Below are 18,028 nucleotides of genomic sequence, written 5' to 3'. Positions count from 1 at the left end.
AATGGAAAATTATCTATTTTATTAAATCAACATTTTTTTAACAAAAAGGGCTGTCCAACAGGACAACCCTTTTGCTTAAAGCAGTTTATTTAAATAACACACTTACTGACTTATGTTCATAAACGCGGCTGATGGCATCACTTAGTAATTCAGCAATAGATAACTGTGTAATCTTGCCGATTCTTTTTTCTTCTGTAAGTGGAATGCTGTTTGTTACAATCAATTCCTTAATTTGTGATTCTTGTATCATATCAATAGCGGGTTCAGATAAAACGGGATGAATACAACATGCGTATATTTCTTCAGCGCCATTATCAAGTAAGGCTTTCGCAGCAGTAGTTATCCGATAAGAAGTATCCACTATATCGTCTATAATAATTGCCGTTTTTCCTTCGATATTACCAACAACGTTTACTTCGCGGGGACCGAAATCTTTTGGACCTCGTTTATCGATAATAGCGATAGGTGCTTTTAAGCGGTCTGCGAGCTCACGTGCCCGGGTTACGCTGCCGTGGTCTGGGGCTACTACAACAACATCATGTGTAAAGTCTTTCGTATTTAAATAATCAGCAAGAAGCGGGATACCTACTAATTGATCAACTGGGATATTAAAGAAGCCTTGTGTTTGTGGAGCGTGTAGATCTAAAGTTATCACACGGTCTGCACCAGATTTTTGAATTAAATTGGCAACTAATTTAGCTGTAATGGGCTCTCTTGGTTGGGCTTTTCTATCTTGGCGTGCGTATCCATAATAAGGGATAACGACATTAATAGTGTTAACAGAAGCTCGTTTTAATGCATCTATCATAATAAGCAATTCCATAATACTTTGATTTACAGGATCGCATGTAGATTGAATAACAAATACTTCGCAGCCGCGGACACTTTCTTCAATATTGATTTGAATTTCACCATCACTGAATTTTTTGACTGTACACTTTCCTAATTCGGTACCGAGATGATTTACGATTTCTTGAGCTAGTTCTGGCGACGAATTGAGTGCGAAAACTTTTAATTTGGTTCCTTGATATGAATTGGGCATGAATGCTTCCTCCTATAATTTGAACATTCGTAGTGATGATTCATTTTCCTAAAGATACTTCTAACAAATATTGTAGGACACTGATATTTGCATTGCAACCTAATAATAGATTTTTTTCTTCCTGATGTATCTTTCTTCTTGTATGAGGGAGCAATGGAATTGTCTTAGTAATTTATAGCCTTATAATCTGCTTTTACAAACCTAAAATGAAAGATGTTTTTTTAAAAGAAACTTTTGCTATTTGATCATGCAGAGATTCGTGTATCTTGTCTTAGAATGTGCTAAACTATAATTCGTTAATTCTTATTACATAAAAAAATTTAAATAGTAGAACTGAAAAGAGAGTGATAAAACATGCAGCAAGAAACATTGTCTAGAGGGTTGAAAAACAGACATGTTCAATTAATTGCAATTGGAGGAGCAATAGGAACAGGGCTTTTTCTAGGGGCTGGTAAATCCATCCACTTAGCAGGTCCGTCTATTTTATTTGCCTACATCATAACTGGTATTATTTGTTTTTTGATTATGCGAGCACTAGGAGAGTTGCTTCTTTCTAATCTGGAATATCATTCCTTCGTTGATTTTGTAAATGATTATTTTGGCAATAAAGCTGCCTTCGTAACAGGCTGGACGTACTGGTTCTGTTGGATTTCGATTGCAATGGCAGATTTAACTGCTATCGGCATGTATACAAAGCTATGGTTTCCACATGTACCTCAATGGTTACCAGGGTTTATCGCTTTAATTGTCTTACTTATTATGAACTTAGCTACTGTAAAGCTTTTTGGAGAGATGGAATTTTGGTTTGCTTTAGTTAAAGTTATTGCCATTATTGCATTAATCATTATTGGCTTTATTATGATAGTAAAAGGCTTTTCAACAGATGCTGGTCCTTCAAGCTTTACCAATCTGTGGAATCATGGCGGCATGTTTCCTAATGGAATGAACGGGTTTATTCTTTCATTTCAAATGGTTGTTTTTGCGTTTGTAGGAATTGAATTAGTAGGGCTTACAGCTGGGGAAACAGAGAATCCTGAAAAGGTTCTTCCAAAGGCAATTAATAATATACCGATAAGAATTTTAATTTTTTATGTGGGGGCATTGCTTATTATTATGAGTATTTACCCTTGGAATGCCATTAATCCTGCTGAAAGTCCTTTTGTTCAAGTATTTTTGGCCGTTGGGATTACAGCAGCGGCAGGGATTGTGAACTTTGTTGTATTAACTTCCGCAGCATCAGCCTGTAACAGTGCGATCTTTAGCACAAGCAGAATGATGTTTGCGTTGGCAAAGGAAAAGAATGCACCAGAATCGCTTGCTAAATTAACAAAAAATCAAGTGCCATCAAATGCACTATTCTTTTCTGTGATTGTTGTGTTAATTGCAGTTATTTTAAATTACATCATGCCAGAAGGCGTATTTACGTTAATCACAAGCATATCGACCGTTTGCTTTATCTTTATTTGGGCAATTACTGTTCTTTGTCATTTAAAGTATCGTAAATCACGCCCAGCACTAGCGGCAAAAAATAAATTTAAAATGCCACTCTTTCCATTTGCAAATTATCTTATTCTTCTTTTTCTAGCGTTCGTCCTTGTTGTATTAGCGCTTGCTGAAGATACAAGAGTTGCATTATTTGTTACACCAGTCTGGTTTATCTTATTATTGGTGATTTATCAAATTAAGTGGAAACAATCTGCAAGTTGATAGATTTCTTTTATAAATGGAGCCTGAAATTGATTTGAATATCGATTTCAGGCTTTGTTTTATTAGTAGCGGAAGATTTGAAAAAATCAAAAAATATATTGACAAAATCTTCAATAAAATGCTATTATATTCTTCTTTTGAAAAGGAGGGAGAACGCAATGATTAAAGTTCAAGGAATTAATAAGTCCTTTAAGGTGGCAAAGAGGGCAGCAGGTCTACGAGAAGGACTGAAAGCTCTTGTTTCAAGGGAGCATATAATTGTCCATGCATTAAAGGATATAAGTTTTACGATAAATCCTGGAGAAATGGTGGGATATATCGGTCCAAATGGAGCAGGGAAATCAACGACGATCAAAGTAATGAGTGGTATTCTGGTACCAGACAGCGGCGTTTGTGAAATTATGGGTTATACCCCTTGGCAGGATCGTGTAGAATATGTGAAAAATATTGGCGTTGTTTTTGGGCAGCGATCCCAGCTATGGTGGGACGTTCCAGTAATCGATTCATTTGCCCTTTTAAAAGATATATATCATGTACCAGACAAGGACTATAAGGACACACTGTCGTTATTAATGGACACACTCGAGTTAAAAGATATCCTGCATTCACCAGTAAGACAGCTCAGCTTAGGACAGCGTATGCGTTGTGAAATTGCTGCTTCTCTTATCCATAATCCACAAATTCTCTTCTTAGATGAACCTACCATTGGTCTTGATGCCGTAAGCAAGATAGCAGTTAGAAATTTTATAAAAAAAATCAATAAGCAAAAGAACGTAACAGTTATTTTGACAACACATGATATGTTTGATATCGAAGCCCTATGTGACCGTGTTCTTCTAATAGGAAAAGGGAGCCTATTATATGATGGGAATTTGCAGGAATTAAGAAGCCGTTTTGGCTCCCATCGTACCATTACTGCAGACTATAAATCTAGCAATGCACCAGTCGAAATTCCTGGAGCCGATATTCTTTCTTGGACGGAGGAGCGAGCTATATTAAGTGTAGATACCTCAGAAATTTCTGTCTCGGAAGTTATTATGAAATTGTCTCATTCCCTGGATCTTGTTGACGTTTCTGTAACATCACAGCCGATTGAAGATATTATTGTACAGCTTTATAAGGAGTACGAAATATGAGGACAATTAAACCATATGTGGCTGTGTTAAGATTGCGATTATTAAATGGGATGCAGTACCGGGCAGCGGCTTTAGCGGGTGTGGCTACACAGTTTTTCTGGGGATTTATTTATATTATGATTTTTCAAGCTTTTTATATGCAAACGATGGGTGAACAGCCTATTTCTTTGGAAGAATTAGTTACTTATTTATGGTTACAGCAGTCTTTTTTAGCGTTTATTATGCTATGGTTTCGTGATAATGAATTATTTGATTTAATAACGACAGGAAATATTGCTTATGAGTTATGCAGACCAATCGGAATTTATGAATATTGGTTTAGTAAGTTATTAGCGCAGCGGTTAGCAAGTGCGCTGCTAAGGTGTTTTCCAATACTATTACTGGCATTTCTCCTTCCGCCAGCTTATCGGCTAATGCTGCCGCCAGATCTAAAAACATTTTTATTATTTTGTATTTCCCTCTTATTAGGATTGTTCGTATTAGTGTCTATTTCTATGTTTATTTATATTTCCGTTTTTATAACGCTTTCGCCAATGGGATCTCTGTTAGTATTTGGTGTAGTAGGGGAGTTCTTTGCTGGGATGGTAATACCTATTCCGCTTATGCCAGAGTGGCTTCAGCAAATTGTTTACCTTCTACCATTCAGATTAACGGCAGATTTTCCGTTTCGAGTCTATTCTGGCAACATTCCGAATACTGAAGCAGTTGAAGGAATCATAATTCAATTAATATGGCTGGCAGCACTTGTGTTTCTTGGGAAAATGGCATTACATAAAGCGATGAAAAAAGTCATTGTACAAGGAGGGTAAATAGTATGCGCCTTTATTTTCAATACCTTCTGCTCTTATTTAAATCACAAATGCAGTATCGAACGTCTTTCTGGCTATTGTCATTAGGGCAGTTTCTTGTGCCCTTTTCTGCCTTTGCTGGATTATATTTTTTATTTGAAAGGTTTGGTCAAATTAAAGGCTGGGATTTTTATGAGGTGGGTCTTTGTTTTGCTGTCATTCATATGGCTTTTGCATTAAGTGAATGCTTCGCAAGAGGATTTGATAATTTCTCCAGCCTTGTTGCCAGCGGTGATTTTGATAGATTGCTTGTTCGACCAAGGACGACTTTTATTCAAGTGTTAGGTTCGAAATTTGAATTTACAAGAGTGGGAAGGTTATTACAGAGTGTTATGGTTCTAGGGTGGGCATTATTTAATCTAGCAATTGATTGGAACATAATGAAGTGCATCACGCTGTTGTTAATGATTTTAAGCGGTGTTTTTATTTTTACAGGAATTTTTATTTTGGCAGCGACTCTTAGCTTTTGGACCATTCAAGGATTAGAGATTGCTAATATTTTTACCGACGGCGGCAGAGAAATGGCTCAATATCCATTAAATATTTATCAAAAATGGGTGACGCGTTTTTTTACTTTTGTTATTCCTTTTGGTACTGTCAATTATTTGCCTTTGCTTTACCTTCTTGGTAAGGGCGGCGAAGCGGAATGGTTATATATGCTAACCCCGCTTGCAGGGATTTTATTTATCCTTCCTTGTATTCTTGTGTGGATAGTTGGTGTGCGTCACTATCGGTCAACTGGTTCTTAAAATGGGATGTTTCTTAAACTCGTAATGGTGGTATAAATCTAGTAGATAAATATATGCATCATGAAATATTGGGAGGCGTTTTACAATGAATAAAGATTCAAACACAAACCCTGCAGGCAAAACTCATCAGCCTGACGAGAAGAAACAAAAGGATGAAGCTTCAAAAGGATTGAAAGAAACGCATGATCAAGCAAATGATAGTTTAACAGAGGGAACCATTGATAAGAAAAAAGACAAAGAATAACCATTTTAAGCGTCAAGAAGATGGAGAAAACGAGGAATCGTTTTCTCCATCTTTTTTCATGTCACTAAATAATAGATAAGGGAACAAAAAGAGGATATAATTATATCCGCAAAAGTAAAGGAAAGAAAGGCTGATGGAATGAAAAAAAGATGGAGGATATTAATTGGCTTTTTGGTTTTATTGTTTATCCTATTTGGTGCCTATCAATTAATGAACGCTCGATCTTTTCAATTATTCGGTGGATTAACAGATCATGTGAAGACAAAGAAAAAAGTAGTTGCCTTAACATTCGATGATGGACCTACCAAAAATGTAGATGATATTCTGTCCTTACTAGATGCTTACGATGCAAAAGCAACTTTTTTTCTAATTGGAAATGAAATAGAAAAAAATCCTCTTTTGGCAGAGAAAATTGCGGAAAAAGGACATCAACTTGGAAATCATACATACTCTCATGAGCGTATGATATTTAAGTCGCAAGCTTTTATAAGGAATGAAGTAGAAAAAACAAATCAATTAATTGAAAAAGCTGGTTATACAGGTGAAATAGATTTCAGACCGCCAAATGGAAAGAAGCTAGTTGGGCTTCCTTATTTCTTGAAACAAGCAGAAATAGATACGATTCTATGGAACATGGAGCCTGATACGTATTATCAGACGGCAGAAGACAAGATAAACTATGTGAAAGAGTCAGTAAAGCCAGGTTCCATTATTTTGATGCACCCAATGTATGATAAGACAGGGCAAGAACAAAAAGCGTTAAAAGGAATTTTAAGTACACTAACAGAAGCTGGGTATACATTTGTTACGGTTAATGAGCTTCAAGAGATGGCAGATAGCAATTAATTGTTAAATAGCAAATAGAAAAAGGTATGTGGATTTTAGCCAGATACCTTTTTTTATGAATGAAATACCTTAGCTTTCACGTTTCACTGCAAAAGGTGGTTGCTCCATCCAGCCATTTTTAATCATAATTTTAGCAGCATCTTCTGTAAATAAACCTATCTGTGTTAATGCTCTTGTATACATAAAGGCAATATCATGCCGACCATTTACAGCTATTGAGTTACCAAAGGATCTAATTTTCATCGAAAACATATCCATTTTATGAAATAACATTATTTTATCCGAAAAAGGAGAAACAGTTGATGTTGTAATTAAGTGATCAAGAAACGATGGTGTTGGTAAATGATCATTATGTAGTTTTTCCATATACTGTTCAACATGCTTATCGGTAAAGTTCTTTCCTCTAATAAAGAGTTCCCGAATCTCTTCTTGTTGGACAACTTGACTAAATGCCATAATCAATGCTTTACTCGCTACATTGTTCTCGATATTATCGTAAAGATGTGCTATTTCTAATGCATGTAATGATCTTACATGTCCAAAATAACCATTTAAAAAATCCTTTTGAACAAACATTTGACTTTCAGGAATGGGAATAATAGGCGGTTTACGGGTAAAGCCCTTTTTCATTAATATTTCCTTAATTTGCTCTATTAAACGTACGGTAGAACTCATACAATATTGGAAAAATTCTTTTACATCCTTTCGAAAAACAAGGGGAATAGCTACGTTATAAATGCTTATTCCAGCCTTAGCTGCATACTTAAGATAATGAACATAGTATTCATCTTCAAACAAACGAGGTGCATGAAGGTTTACATCTTCTTCTAGGGAAAAACCTTTTGGCAATGGAAAATTCTCCTTTGAAAGTATTTCTGCTGATATAGATAAAAATTCTGTGCTCAACTTTAAGGCATTTTTCAATAGCTTTTTAATATCAGAATCCTCGACATGCTGAAGGAAATAATGGAGAAAACATTTTGACATGCTGTTGCCCATATACGTTGCCCAAAGTTTACCTAATTCTGCTGATGTTAGCTTTTCACTTAGGTCAGTTTGTTTTAAATCTATATTCAATGGTTTTGGTTTCGCGTCCATCTCAAAAAACTCCTTTAGTTGGTTTTGTTTTAGTATTCACAGACATATTTAATCGTATGCTAAATTTACCTATTAATATTGAATCAATTTTTAGCTTTTTCCTTTTTATAAGGGAAGACCTTTCACTCTATGTACCAATCGTTTAGAATAATTACAGAAAAGAAAAATTATGGGAGTAGAAAATGAAAATACTAATAGTTGAAGATGATAAAACAATTGCTTCTGGTTTAGATTACAGTTTACAAAGTGAAAATTATGACACAATTATTTGTCATGATGCCAAAGGCGCGAGAAAAACGATAGCGGCAGAGCTTAACCATATTGATCTATGTTTATTTGACTTGTCTCTGCCAGATGGTTCTGGTTATGAATTATGTGAGCTTGTGAAAAGTAAATCAGATAAGCCCGTTATCTTTTTAACGGCATTAGATGATGAAGTTAATGTAGTAATGGGCCTTGATATGGGGGCAGATGACTATATTACTAAACCGTTTCGCCTGAGAGAGCTTCTTTCAAGAATAAAATCCGTATTGCGCCGCTACAATGTACAGCAACAAAATACTCCTTTCATCGAAATAGACGATATTCGTATTAATACATTGGAAGGAAAGATCTATAAAAAGGCTGAAGAAGTGGTAGTCACGGCCCTGGAATACCGGTTATTTCTGATATTCGCCAATAATTTAGGCCAAGTTTTAACAAGGACACAGCTATTGGAGCGAATCTGGGATGTTGCAGGGGATTTTGTTAATGACAATACCTTAACAGTTTACATTAAAAGGCTCCGCGAGAAATTAGAAGATAATCCCCAAAAGCCAACCATTATAAAAACTGTCCGTGGTCTTGGCTATAAGGTAGGTGACTAGTAATGCTTCGTAATCGTGAAGTGAAAGTAATGATGATCGTTTTAGTATGCATAAGTATCTTAGCGATTATATATGCATTGATCTCCTTTTCTTTCGCTGCAGCCGTTTATTTGTTTATCGTTATCAGCATTATTTTTATTATCTTTTTTTTATTTACAAGATTCCGTTATAAGGAAATAAAACAGCTTTCGAGCTACTTACAGCGAATAAGTAATGGAGATGAAAGTCTGGACATCCGCGATAATGTTGAAGGCGAATTAAGTATCTTAAAAAATAATATCTATAAAGTTACCTTAATGCTTTCAGAACATAGCACACTTCTTCGACAGGAAAAATTGAAACTGACAGATGCAATTTCTGATATCTCTCATCAATTGAAAACACCGCTGACTTCCATGGTGGTAATGACTGATTTGTTAAGCAATCCCCATCTGGAAGAATCAAGAAGGCGTGAGTTTACGAATAATATCTCGATACAGCTGGAAAGAATGGAGTGGTTAGTTTCTTCTTTACTGAAATTATCGAAAATGGATGCTGGGACGATTCCTTTTAAAAAGGAAAAAGTAGTTGTGAAAGCACTAATTCATAAGGCAGTTGAACCAGTATTAATTCCGATGGATATAAGAGAACAGACTTTGCAGATTACTGGAGATGATAGTGTTACATACATAGGTGATTTTAACTGGACAGTAGAAGCAATAATAAATATCTTAAAAAATTGTGTAGAGCATACCGGAGAAGGTGGACAAATACACATTAACTTCGCGGAAAATGTCTTGTTTACAGAAATGGTTATTCAAGATAACGGCAAGGGCATCGCTAAAAAAGATTTACCTTACATTTTCAAACGATTTTATAAAGGGGAAAATGCTAGTGAAGACAGCATCGGCATCGGCTTAGCAATGGCCTATAGTATTATAAAAAGCCAGCATGGGGATATTGAAGTAAGAAGTAAGATAGGAGAAGGAACTACTTTTCATATTAAATTCTATAAACAAGTGATTTAGTGAAATTGAGTTATGGATGATAGCGGAAATTAGAATAGATGAAAAAGAGAATTCGTTTTACTGTGGGCAGGCGTTCATTGAAGGAATGAACGCCATAATTTGTTCGGATGGAAGGGAAAGCGACGTTCATAAAGAGGATGAAAACCAAAATTGGTTCGGCATGAAGGAAAAGTAGTGTTCATAGAGGGAATGAAAGCCAAAATTGGTTCGACCGGAAGGAAAAGTGGTGTTCATAGAGGGAATGAAAGCCAAAATTGGTTCGACCGCAAGGAAAAGTGGTGTTCATAGAGGGAATGAAAGCCAAAATTGGTTCGACCGGAAGGAAAAATGGTGTTCATATAGAGGATGAAATCCATATCTGTTCGGCAGCAAGAAAAAGTAGTGTTCAACCAAAGAAACCCCAATATCAATAAATTAACACAAAAGAGCTATAACCAGTTAAAGTGACTAAATTGTCACTTTAAAGTCACTCAATAGTCACTTTAGACAGGTAGACTAAGAGCATCAAGTAATTGGAGGGCGAATAAATGGAAATTTTAAAAATAGAAAATCTGTCTAAAGTATATGGAAAAGGGGAAACAGCTGTTAAAGCATTGGATAACGTATCCTTTTCTGTTAATAAGGGGGAGTTTGTAGCAATAATTGGACCATCTGGGTCAGGGAAATCGACTTTGCTTCATATGCTAGGTGGGGTAGATAGACCAACAAGTGGAAAAGTTTTTGTAGATAATACAGATATATATCAATTAAATGAAACACAATTAGCTATTTTTAGAAGAAGACAAATTGGTCTTATCTATCAATTTTATAACTTAATCCCCATTTTGTCGGTAGAAGAAAATATTACGCTGCCTCTTCTATTAGATAATCACAAGGTAGATAAAGAACAATTTAATCGCATTGTTTCGATATTAGGTCTGCAGCAAAGATTAGATCACCTGCCTAATCAATTATCAGGGGGACAGCAGCAGCGCGTATCCATTGGACGAGCACTTATCAGTAATCCCGCAATTATGCTGGCAGATGAGCCTACAGGGAATTTAGACAGTAAAAATAGTGAAGAGATTATGGAACTATTAAAAATGTTTAATAAAACCTATAATCAAACACTTATTGTCATTACCCATGATGAACGGATTGCATTACAAGCGGATCGTGTCATTTCTGTTGAGGATGGAAAAATCGCCAAAAATGAGGTGATTCGTCCATGAATATAATGAATAAACTTACTTTGAGAAATTTAAAGGAGAATAAGCGAAGAACACTAGTGACGATTATTGGCGTTATTATTTCTGTCAGTATGTTGACAGCTGTTGCCACTCTTGGTGTTTCTTTTATTGATCTATTAAAAAGAGATACGATAGCAAGGGGCGGAGAATGGCATGCGCAGTTTATAGGTGTGAATAGCGAGCAAGCTAAAGAGATAAAAAAAGATAGCAAAATTGAAAAAGTTATCTTATCAAATGATTTGGGTTATGCGGAATGGAAGGATTCGAAAAACGAAAATAAACCGTACTTATTTTTTAAACAATATGATGAGCAAGGATTTGAGCAATTTCCAATTCGTTTAAAAGAAGGAACGTATCCAAAATCCGCGGATGAAATTATCATATCTGATGAAATGAGGAAGAAAGGGAATAGTTCTTATGCCATCGGTGAGGAAATAAAAGTTAGTATTGGGGAAAGACATTTAAAATCAGATGGAGAAGATACGATATTAACACAAACAGATCCTTTGCAAAGGAATGAAGAAGGAGAAAAAACGGAGGAAATCCAGCAAGCAAAAGCAGCTACATTCAAAATTGTGGGGATTATGGAAACCCCATCATGGGAATCTTCATGGGCACCAGGCTATACAGTAATTAGCTATTTGGACCAAAAGGAGTTAACGACTAACAGCAGCGTCAATGCAAGTGTAGTCTTGAAAAAGGTAAAGCAATCTTTATATGAGGACTTGGAATCCTTAGCAAAGAAATTATCTATTGCCAAAGTGAATTTTAATGATGAGCTCCTGCGTTATGAGGGAGTATCTTCACATGATAATGTGCTTGTTACGATGTATTCTCTATTAGGAATTATCATACTTGTAATTGTAATTGGTTCTGTGGCATTGATTTATAATGCTTTTGCCATCAGTGTGTCAGAACGGGCAAGACATTTAGGCATGCTTTCTAGTGTCGGCGCAACTAAGAAACAAAAAAGAAATTCAGTGTTTTTTGAAGGCACAGTTATAGGAGGCATCAGCATCCCGATAGGAATCCTTGCGGGACTAGCAGGAATTGGCGCGACATTCTATTTTATAAACAAATATTTTAAAGTAGCTTTAAACACTACAGAAGGCCTGAATGTAGTAGTAACGCCTTATTCCATCTTATTTTCCATTCTGATTTCCATTGTAACAATTTTTATTTCTACCTATCTGCCAGCAAGAAAGGCATCAAAGATTTCAGCAATAGATGCAATAAGACAAACACAAGATATTAAATTAACTGGAAAAAAAGTAAAAACTTCTAAACTTGTGCGCAAGGTATTTGGCTTAGAAGCGGAAATTGGCTTGAAAAATTTAAAACGTAATAAACGAAGATATCAAACAACTGTTTTTTCGTTGGTTATAAGTATTTTGCTTTTCTTAACTGTAGCATATTTCACAGATAATATGAAAAAATCAGTTGGGCTATCACAGAAAAATATTGATTATGATATTGCAGTGTCTGCCGATTCTAATACTACAGAGGAAGAGATGCAGATTTTAGCCAATGCACCTAGTGTTACAAAAAGTAATGTAATTAAAAGCACCTATGTGAACACTTATCTTGCTGAAGATGTATTAAGTAAAAATAATAGGGAAAAAGTGAAGAAAGATAAAACTATTCTAGAGAATGGTAAACTATCATTTAATGTGAATTTCTTTGTGCTATCTGATGCAGCTTTGCAGAAATATGCTAAAACTGCAGGCTTTAATTCCCAAGAATATACGAATCCTAATGTTCCAAAAGGTATTGTAATAGAGAACGTTTCCTATTCTGATCCATATGAAAAGAAATTTGTGGAAGAAAAAGTGATAAATGCAAAACCTGGTGATTATATGGATCTCTATCGCTACAATTTTGACAAGGAAAAGGATGAAAAGTTTAATAAGATTCAAATTGGTACTTTTACCAATGAAACGATAATGGGGATTGATGCTAATAGTTATGGAACAATTACCATGATTATATCCGACGAGGTAGCAAAGGAATTATTTAAAAATGAAAATATGGATATGAATTACACGCTCTATTTAAACAGCGATAATCCAGAGAAAACCCAAGAGGAATTAGAAGATCTAAAAACAAGCTCGGTCTATATCTACAATGTCGAAAAAGATCGTAAGCAATCAGAGCAGATGATTATGATGATGTCTGTCTTTATGTATGGGTTTATTACGCTCATCTCATTAATTAGTATTGCCAATATCTTTAATACCATTTCTACAAGCATTTCTTTGCGAAAAAGGGAATTTGCCATGCTGCGTTCGGTTGGAATGACCCCAACTGGCTTTAATAAAATGATCTATTTTGAGAGCATTTTTTATGGAATAAAAGCATTGATGTATGGTCTTCCAATTAGTATTGGAGTAATAGCTATCATATACTGGTCGATAAGCAATACATTTGAATATGGTTTTGCGCTTCCGTGGATGAGTATTCTCTATGTAGTTATTGCGATATTTATCATTGTCGCTTCTGCTATGCTATATTCAGTCAGCAAAATTAAGAAAGAGAATATTATAGATGGTTTAAAGCAAGAGAATATTTAATAGAAATAAAATAAGAATGAGAAAAAACTCGTCCGTTTTGGCGGGTTTTTCTCATAGGAAAAAGCAAGCAGGTAAGTGAAAAAAATATAGAATCGGTAAGTATGGTAGAGGAGGGGAATATGAAGAGAGATATTTTACAACAAAATAAAAAAGCTGGAATCAAGCAGTCCATCATTTTAACGGGATTTATGACTACCTAGTTATGGCACGCTTAGCAAATAAAAGAAGAATGAATGCAACAAATAAAAAATCCTTACATATCGGCTGTGGCAGCGGACATTCTTTGCTTTATATGGCGGACAAAGGGGCTTACCCAAAGTAAGAATGAGTACTTTTATAAAAGAATTGATTAAAGCAGGATTTACAATTGAATCTGTTATAGAAAGCGAGTTTTCCAAAAGCTTGGAAACGGTCGAGGCTGAAATCTCTCATCGCTATTATTCCTTATACAAAGCAAGGAAATTTCCAACTACTATGATTATTAAAGCAAGAAGAACATGACATGTGGGAAGCCGCATGTCCTTTTTAGTATTTCAAGTCTTTAAAAAAGAAAGCAAAACTATTTCCGGCAATTGGGATTGTAACAAAAAGAAGTACAACGTTATTATTAGACATTCCTAATATTGGATTTTATAATTTAATTATCTGCTAGTTTGTTAAAGTTATCACATTGGAAGCAGTCTTTGATTAATTGCATTTGTAAACGCATTCTTATAGGAGTATTGAAACCAGAATAAAAATAAGGTTGGAACTTTCCCTTTAATGTTCAGTGTAATCAATACCTTATTTTTAAATATATGAAAAAGGGGATTTGAAAATGGTAACTTCTTTAAATGCAGCAGCTGTATTGGACACAGAGTATGGTCTTTATATTAATGGACAGTGGCAAAAGGGTTCGGAAGGGAAGCTGATGGCAAGCTTCAATCCAAGTAACGGCGAAAAGCTAGCTGACTTTGTTGATGCAACCTATACAGATGTTGATCAAGCAGTGGATGCAGCAACAGAAGCTTTAAAATCCTGGAAAAAAGTAAGTTTATTAAATAGAAGTAACTTACTATTAAAAATTGCCGATTTAATCGATGAAAATGCGGAAAAATTAGCGTTAGTAGAAACATTGGATAATGGAAAACCGTTAAGAGAAACAAGAAATATAGATGTGCCATTAAGTTCGGACCATTTCCGCTATTTTGCAGGGGTCATTCGCTCTGAAGAAGGAGCTGCCCAAGCCTTTGATGAAGATACTCTATCTATTTCGATTAAAGAGCCGATCGGAGTTGTCGGACAAATTATCCCTTGGAATTTTCCCCTTTTAATGGCTGCGTGGAAAATCGCCCCAGCTATTGCTGCAGGCAATACGGTCGTTATTCATCCATCTTCTTCTACTTCTTTAAGTGTGCTGGAGCTGGCCAAAATATTAGATCAAGTTTTACCAAAAGGGGTGGTCAATGTAATTACTGGTCGCGGCTCTCATTCCGGGGACTATATGTTAAAGCATGAGGGATTTGCGAAGATTGCCTTTACAGGATCTACAGAAATTGGCCAAGAAGTTGCTGTGGCTGCAGCAAAAAGGCTTATTCCCTCTACACTTGAGCTGGGCGGAAAGTCAGCAAATATCATTTTCAACGATGCGCCAATGGAGCGAGCTTTAGAAGGGGTTCAATTAGGCATCCTCTTTAACCAAGGACAAGTATGCTGTGCTGGTTCCCGAATTTTTATCCAAGAAGGAATTTATGAGGAGTTTCTTGCGAAAATGAAGCTAGCTTTTGAGGATGTAAAAGTTGGCTTGCCTTGGGAAGAAGATGTCGTGATGGGTTCACAAATAAATGAACGCCAACTAGAGCAAATTTTAGAATATGTAAAAATTGGAGAAGATGAGGGTGCTAGAGTTGTAACAGGTGGGTGCAGGCTCATAAATAACGGATTAGAAAATGGTGCATTTATGGCTCCGACGATTTTAGCTGATGCTACCAATGATATGCGTATTGCCCAAGAAGAGATTTTTGGCCCAGTTGCAGCAGTCATTAAATTTAAGACCGAAGAAGAGGTTATTGAGCTGGCTAACCAATCAGAGTTTGGCCTTGGAGGAGCGGTGTTCTCAAGAGATATTAATACAGCATTGCGTGTAGCAAGAAGTGTGGAAACAGGCCGGATGTGGGTGAATACGTATAATCAACTACCAGCGGGAGCGCCATTTGGCGGTTACAAGAAATCAGGAATCGGCAGGGAAACATATAAGAGCATCTTAGAAGGCTATACACAGACGAAAAATATATATATTGTAACGAAAGAAGAAACAGAGGGATTATATTAAAGGGAGAGGAAGCTGTTAAGACATTGTCTTAGCGGCTTTTTTCTATGCTTGGAATTTCATGTATAATTTGCTCTTAGATAAAAAGAAATTTAATTTAGTTCTTTCGTGAACTTTTTCCAAAGTAGAAAGTCTAATGTATAGGAACAAAGAGGAGGTGATTAATTGGAAGAGTTAGAGATTAACAGAAAAGCTATTAAAGGAGATGATGATGCCTTTTTGGAAGTCATGCAATTACATAAAGAATCACTGTTAAGGGCTGCTTTAGCATTTCTCAAAGACGAAGACGCGGCAATAGAAGCCTTGCAGGAAGTAACCTATCGGGCATATAAAAAGATACATACCATTAAGGAACCAGCCTATTTAAAAACATGGCTGACAAGGATTATGATTAATTACTGTCAAGATCAAGTAAAGAGGAAGAATCGGATTATTTCTGATAAACAACTATATGACGTATCTGTCCACCAAAACCAATCGTTAATCGAATTAAAGGAAGCCCTTGGAATGTTATCATGTGAAGACCAGCAATTAATCTATTTAAAATACTTTCAAAATACGAAAATCAAAGAAATCGCCGCAATGGAAAATATTCCAGAAGGAACGGTAAAGTCTCGATTACATAAAGTACTGAAAACGCTTCGGCTATATTTTAAAGAGAAAGGAGCGAGTGATCATGTATGAAGAAGAGGAACAAAGATTGTCTAGGTTAAAGGCTGATTTAGAAAAAGCAGCATTACCGCTCGAAAAAGCAGAAGAAGCCATATTAAGCGGAATTTTGAAAGCTAAACAGGAAAAAAATCGGGCGAAGAAAAAACAAAAAAGATTAATCGGGCTTGCAATTGCTGCAATAATCATCATTTCCTTTGTAACATCTATTCGGATTTCTCCAACCTTCGCAAATGCTCTCTCGTCCATCCCTGGAATGGAATGGTTGATTGGTTATATTGAACAAGATAAAGGGTATTCTGCCATTATCGAAAATGATTATTATCAAAAGGTAGATGTTTCTGAGACAAAAGGTGATTTAACGTTAACGATTAACGGAGTGATTATGGATGAATCAGGAATAAATATTTTTTATACATTACAGTCTACTAAGTCTCTAACTGGTGGAAAGATAAAGGATGTTAATCTTTTTAATAAAGAAGAATTTCCTGAGCATGTACAAAGCAATAATGTCTTTTTTGCTGATGATATCGAAAATGAATTTCAAGATAAGGTGGAATACCAATTTGTTAAACCTTTTTCCTTTAAGGAATTAAAGTTTAACTTTGAATTCATTACAGTAATAGACAACAAAGAAATAAAATTTCTGATTCCTTTTGAGCTAAAGGAAAATGTAAAGAAGAAGGTTACTTATCCAATAAACCAAGTGGTGGTAGTAGAGAATCAAAAAATGACAATTGAAGAAATGATTGTCTATCCTTTAAGAATTGGTGTCAAAGTAGCATTCGATCCAGCAAATACAAAGGAAATTTTGGGATTTGAAGATATGCGCTTGGAAAATGAGAACGGTGAAGTGTGGTCGTCAATTGCAAATGGAGTTGTAAATACAACTTTGAGTAGGTATGAAAAAATGTATTATCTCCAATCAAATTATTTTGAAAAACCAAAGGACCTTTATTTGCGGATCAATAAACTAATGGCGATTGATAAAGAAGAAGCGATGGTTATTGTGAATACAGAAACAAATACATTGATAAACAATCCGAAAGATGAAAGGCTAAAATTAGGGAAAACATCTAAAACACAAGTGGAATTTTCTATGGATTCGAATAGTGAGGAAGATCCAAAAGATCTCTTTAGTACTGCAATTACTGCAGATGGAAAAGAATTATCCATTTCTAAGATAGAAAGTAGAAGCTCGCACAAAGAAATAAGTTGGATTTTATCTTTTGATAACACAATGTATAAAAATCCTTTAAAGCTCGAATTGGCTGCTTATCCAAACTATATTAAAGGAGATATAAAAGTAAAATTAAAATAAAAGGATAGGCTTTATTTAGTAAGGTAAAAAGGAATTCAAAAAAAATGAAAACCAATTTTTATCATAAATTGGGCATGGAGGTAGAAAAATGAAAAATAGTTTATCCATAATTTTTGGGTTAGCGATAATAATAGGTTTCACCATATTAGGTTTGTTCATATTGTCTGCATTCGGTAAAGAGTCAATAAAAGTAGAAAATGTTAATGAGGATTATAGATATGAATTAGTTCCTGCAAATGAGAATAATATTATCATTTTCGATAAGAAGACTGGTGAATATTGGAGCAAATTTATCCCAAGCAATGAAGGTCCTACTAATTGGGAGAAAGGCGATTTTCCAACAAATAATAGCAGTAAATAATAGACTAAGTGCATTGACCACCTTTCC

18 protein-coding genes are annotated in these 18,028 nt (G+C 35.3%); 16 read left to right on the top strand and 2 right to left on the bottom strand.

What is annotated here, in order from left to right; genetic code table 11:
- Positions 1–85: 85 nt before the first annotated feature.
- Complete coding sequence (locus BCI01S_RS14485; protein WP_061799589.1) at positions 86–1,042, bottom strand: ribose-phosphate diphosphokinase; 957 nt, start codon at positions 1,040–1,042, stop codon at positions 86–88.
- A gap of 354 nt (positions 1,043–1,396) precedes the next feature.
- On the opposite strand from BCI01S_RS14485, the gene BCI01S_RS14480 reads away from it, so the two are divergent.
- From BCI01S_RS14480 to BCI01S_RS14460, 6 genes are all read left to right on the top strand, one after another.
- Complete coding sequence (locus BCI01S_RS14480; RefSeq protein ID WP_047941577.1) at positions 1,397–2,749, top strand: amino acid permease; 1,353 nt, start codon at positions 1,397–1,399, stop codon at positions 2,747–2,749.
- A gap of 158 nt (positions 2,750–2,907) precedes the next feature.
- Positions 2,908–3,885: an ABC transporter ATP-binding protein gene (locus BCI01S_RS14475; RefSeq protein ID WP_061799587.1), complete on the top strand. Its 978-nt coding sequence runs from the start codon at positions 2,908–2,910 to the stop codon at positions 3,883–3,885.
- Positions 3,882–4,694, top strand: coding sequence for an ABC transporter permease (locus tag BCI01S_RS14470; protein WP_235844513.1), 813 nt, complete (start codon positions 3,882–3,884; stop codon positions 4,692–4,694). Before BCI01S_RS14475 ends, BCI01S_RS14470 begins: the two co-directional genes overlap by 4 nt.
- 5 nt (positions 4,695–4,699) lie before the next feature.
- A complete protein-coding gene (locus BCI01S_RS14465) occupies positions 4,700–5,482 on the top strand; it encodes an ABC transporter permease (RefSeq protein WP_047941579.1) in 783 nt (260 codons plus the stop codon).
- Between the two features lie 85 nt (positions 5,483–5,567).
- Positions 5,568–5,726 carry a YozQ family protein gene (locus BCI01S_RS24825; RefSeq protein ID WP_082138285.1) on the top strand — a complete coding sequence of 53 codons (159 nt, stop codon included), beginning with the start codon at positions 5,568–5,570 and terminating at the stop codon, positions 5,724–5,726.
- A gap of 138 nt (positions 5,727–5,864) precedes the next feature.
- Entirely contained in the window at positions 5,865–6,572 is a 708-nt protein-coding gene (locus tag BCI01S_RS14460) for a polysaccharide deacetylase family protein (protein WP_047941580.1), read from the top strand.
- A gap of 69 nt (positions 6,573–6,641) precedes the next feature.
- On the opposite strand, the gene BCI01S_RS14455 is transcribed toward BCI01S_RS14460, so the two are convergent.
- The gene (locus BCI01S_RS14455; protein WP_061799585.1) at positions 6,642–7,670 is read right to left on the bottom strand and encodes a DUF3231 family protein; all 1,029 of its coding nucleotides are present in this window, start codon (positions 7,668–7,670) and stop codon (positions 6,642–6,644) included.
- A gap of 182 nt (positions 7,671–7,852) precedes the next feature.
- On the opposite strand from BCI01S_RS14455, the gene BCI01S_RS14450 reads away from it, so the two are divergent.
- The 10 genes from BCI01S_RS14450 (at position 7,853) to BCI01S_RS14415 (ending at position 18,001) form a co-directional block, all read left to right on the top strand.
- Positions 7,853–8,536 (top strand): response regulator transcription factor, encoded by a 684-nt coding sequence (locus BCI01S_RS14450; RefSeq protein ID WP_061799584.1) that lies wholly within the window; start codon positions 7,853–7,855, stop codon positions 8,534–8,536.
- A gap of 2 nt (positions 8,537–8,538) precedes the next feature.
- The gene (locus BCI01S_RS14445; RefSeq protein WP_061799581.1) at positions 8,539–9,543 is read left to right on the top strand and encodes a sensor histidine kinase; all 1,005 of its coding nucleotides are present in this window, start codon (positions 8,539–8,541) and stop codon (positions 9,541–9,543) included.
- A 16-nt stretch (positions 9,544–9,559) separates the two neighbouring features.
- Positions 9,560–9,718 carry a hypothetical protein gene (locus BCI01S_RS25305; protein ID WP_156485441.1) on the top strand — a complete coding sequence of 53 codons (159 nt, stop codon included), beginning with the start codon at positions 9,560–9,562 and terminating at the stop codon, positions 9,716–9,718.
- Positions 9,719–10,070: 352 nt separating this feature from the next.
- Entirely contained in the window at positions 10,071–10,754 is a 684-nt protein-coding gene (locus BCI01S_RS14440) for an ABC transporter ATP-binding protein (protein ID WP_047941584.1), read from the top strand.
- Positions 10,751–13,342, top strand: a complete 2,592-nt coding sequence (locus BCI01S_RS14435) for an ABC transporter permease (RefSeq protein WP_061799580.1) — start codon at positions 10,751–10,753, stop codon at positions 13,340–13,342. Before BCI01S_RS14440 ends, BCI01S_RS14435 begins: the two co-directional genes overlap by 4 nt.
- Before the next feature lie 324 nt (positions 13,343–13,666).
- Positions 13,667–13,843, top strand: coding sequence for a hypothetical protein (locus tag BCI01S_RS26000; RefSeq protein ID WP_176473240.1), 177 nt, complete (start codon positions 13,667–13,669; stop codon positions 13,841–13,843).
- A 316-nt stretch (positions 13,844–14,159) separates the two neighbouring features.
- A complete protein-coding gene (locus BCI01S_RS14430) occupies positions 14,160–15,653 on the top strand; it encodes an aldehyde dehydrogenase family protein (RefSeq protein WP_061799577.1) in 1,494 nt (497 codons plus the stop codon).
- Positions 15,654–15,815: 162 nt separating this feature from the next.
- Complete coding sequence (locus BCI01S_RS14425; RefSeq protein ID WP_047941587.1) at positions 15,816–16,334, top strand: sigma-70 family RNA polymerase sigma factor; 519 nt, start codon at positions 15,816–15,818, stop codon at positions 16,332–16,334.
- Positions 16,327–17,640: a DUF4179 domain-containing protein gene (locus BCI01S_RS14420; protein ID WP_061799572.1), complete on the top strand. Its 1,314-nt coding sequence runs from the start codon at positions 16,327–16,329 to the stop codon at positions 17,638–17,640. The genes BCI01S_RS14425 and BCI01S_RS14420 overlap by 8 nt, the downstream gene beginning before the upstream one ends.
- 88 nt (positions 17,641–17,728) lie before the next feature.
- Complete coding sequence (locus tag BCI01S_RS14415; RefSeq protein WP_061799570.1) at positions 17,729–18,001, top strand: hypothetical protein; 273 nt, start codon at positions 17,729–17,731, stop codon at positions 17,999–18,001.
- The last annotated feature ends 27 nt before the right edge of the window (positions 18,002–18,028 follow it).

It is taken from the genome of Niallia circulans NBRC 13626 (assembly GCF_001591585.1).
Classification (GTDB): Bacteria; Bacillota; Bacilli; order Bacillales; family Cytobacillaceae; genus Niallia; species Niallia circulans.
This window is presented reverse-complemented; position numbering and strand designations above follow the sequence as displayed.

Bases quoted from the DNA above. Each gene is read 5' to 3' on its own strand.
- BCI01S_RS14485 (WP_061799589.1), bottom strand. From the start codon at position 1,042: ATGCCCAATTCATATCAAGGAACCAAATTAAAAGTTTTCGCACTCAAT.
- BCI01S_RS14480 (WP_047941577.1), top strand. From the start codon at position 1,397: ATGCAGCAAGAAACATTGTCTAGAGGGTTGAAAAACAGACATGTTCAA.
- BCI01S_RS14475 (WP_061799587.1), top strand. From the start codon at position 2,908: ATGATTAAAGTTCAAGGAATTAATAAGTCCTTTAAGGTGGCAAAGAGG.
- BCI01S_RS14470 (WP_235844513.1), top strand. From the start codon at position 3,882: ATGAGGACAATTAAACCATATGTGGCTGTGTTAAGATTGCGATTATTA.
- BCI01S_RS14465 (WP_047941579.1), top strand. From the start codon at position 4,700: ATGCGCCTTTATTTTCAATACCTTCTGCTCTTATTTAAATCACAAATG.
- BCI01S_RS24825 (WP_082138285.1), top strand. From the start codon at position 5,568: ATGAATAAAGATTCAAACACAAACCCTGCAGGCAAAACTCATCAGCCT.
- BCI01S_RS14460 (WP_047941580.1), top strand. From the start codon at position 5,865: ATGAAAAAAAGATGGAGGATATTAATTGGCTTTTTGGTTTTATTGTTT.
- BCI01S_RS14455 (WP_061799585.1), bottom strand. From the start codon at position 7,670: ATGGACGCGAAACCAAAACCATTGAATATAGATTTAAAACAAACTGAC.
- BCI01S_RS14450 (WP_061799584.1), top strand. From the start codon at position 7,853: ATGAAAATACTAATAGTTGAAGATGATAAAACAATTGCTTCTGGTTTA.
- BCI01S_RS14445 (WP_061799581.1), top strand. From the start codon at position 8,539: ATGCTTCGTAATCGTGAAGTGAAAGTAATGATGATCGTTTTAGTATGC.
- BCI01S_RS25305 (WP_156485441.1), top strand. From the start codon at position 9,560: ATGATAGCGGAAATTAGAATAGATGAAAAAGAGAATTCGTTTTACTGT.
- BCI01S_RS14440 (WP_047941584.1), top strand. From the start codon at position 10,071: ATGGAAATTTTAAAAATAGAAAATCTGTCTAAAGTATATGGAAAAGGG.
- BCI01S_RS14435 (WP_061799580.1), top strand. From the start codon at position 10,751: ATGAATATAATGAATAAACTTACTTTGAGAAATTTAAAGGAGAATAAG.
- BCI01S_RS26000 (WP_176473240.1), top strand. From the start codon at position 13,667: ATGAGTACTTTTATAAAAGAATTGATTAAAGCAGGATTTACAATTGAA.
- BCI01S_RS14430 (WP_061799577.1), top strand. From the start codon at position 14,160: ATGGTAACTTCTTTAAATGCAGCAGCTGTATTGGACACAGAGTATGGT.
- BCI01S_RS14420 (WP_061799572.1), top strand. From the start codon at position 16,327: ATGTATGAAGAAGAGGAACAAAGATTGTCTAGGTTAAAGGCTGATTTA.
- BCI01S_RS14415 (WP_061799570.1), top strand. From the start codon at position 17,729: ATGAAAAATAGTTTATCCATAATTTTTGGGTTAGCGATAATAATAGGT.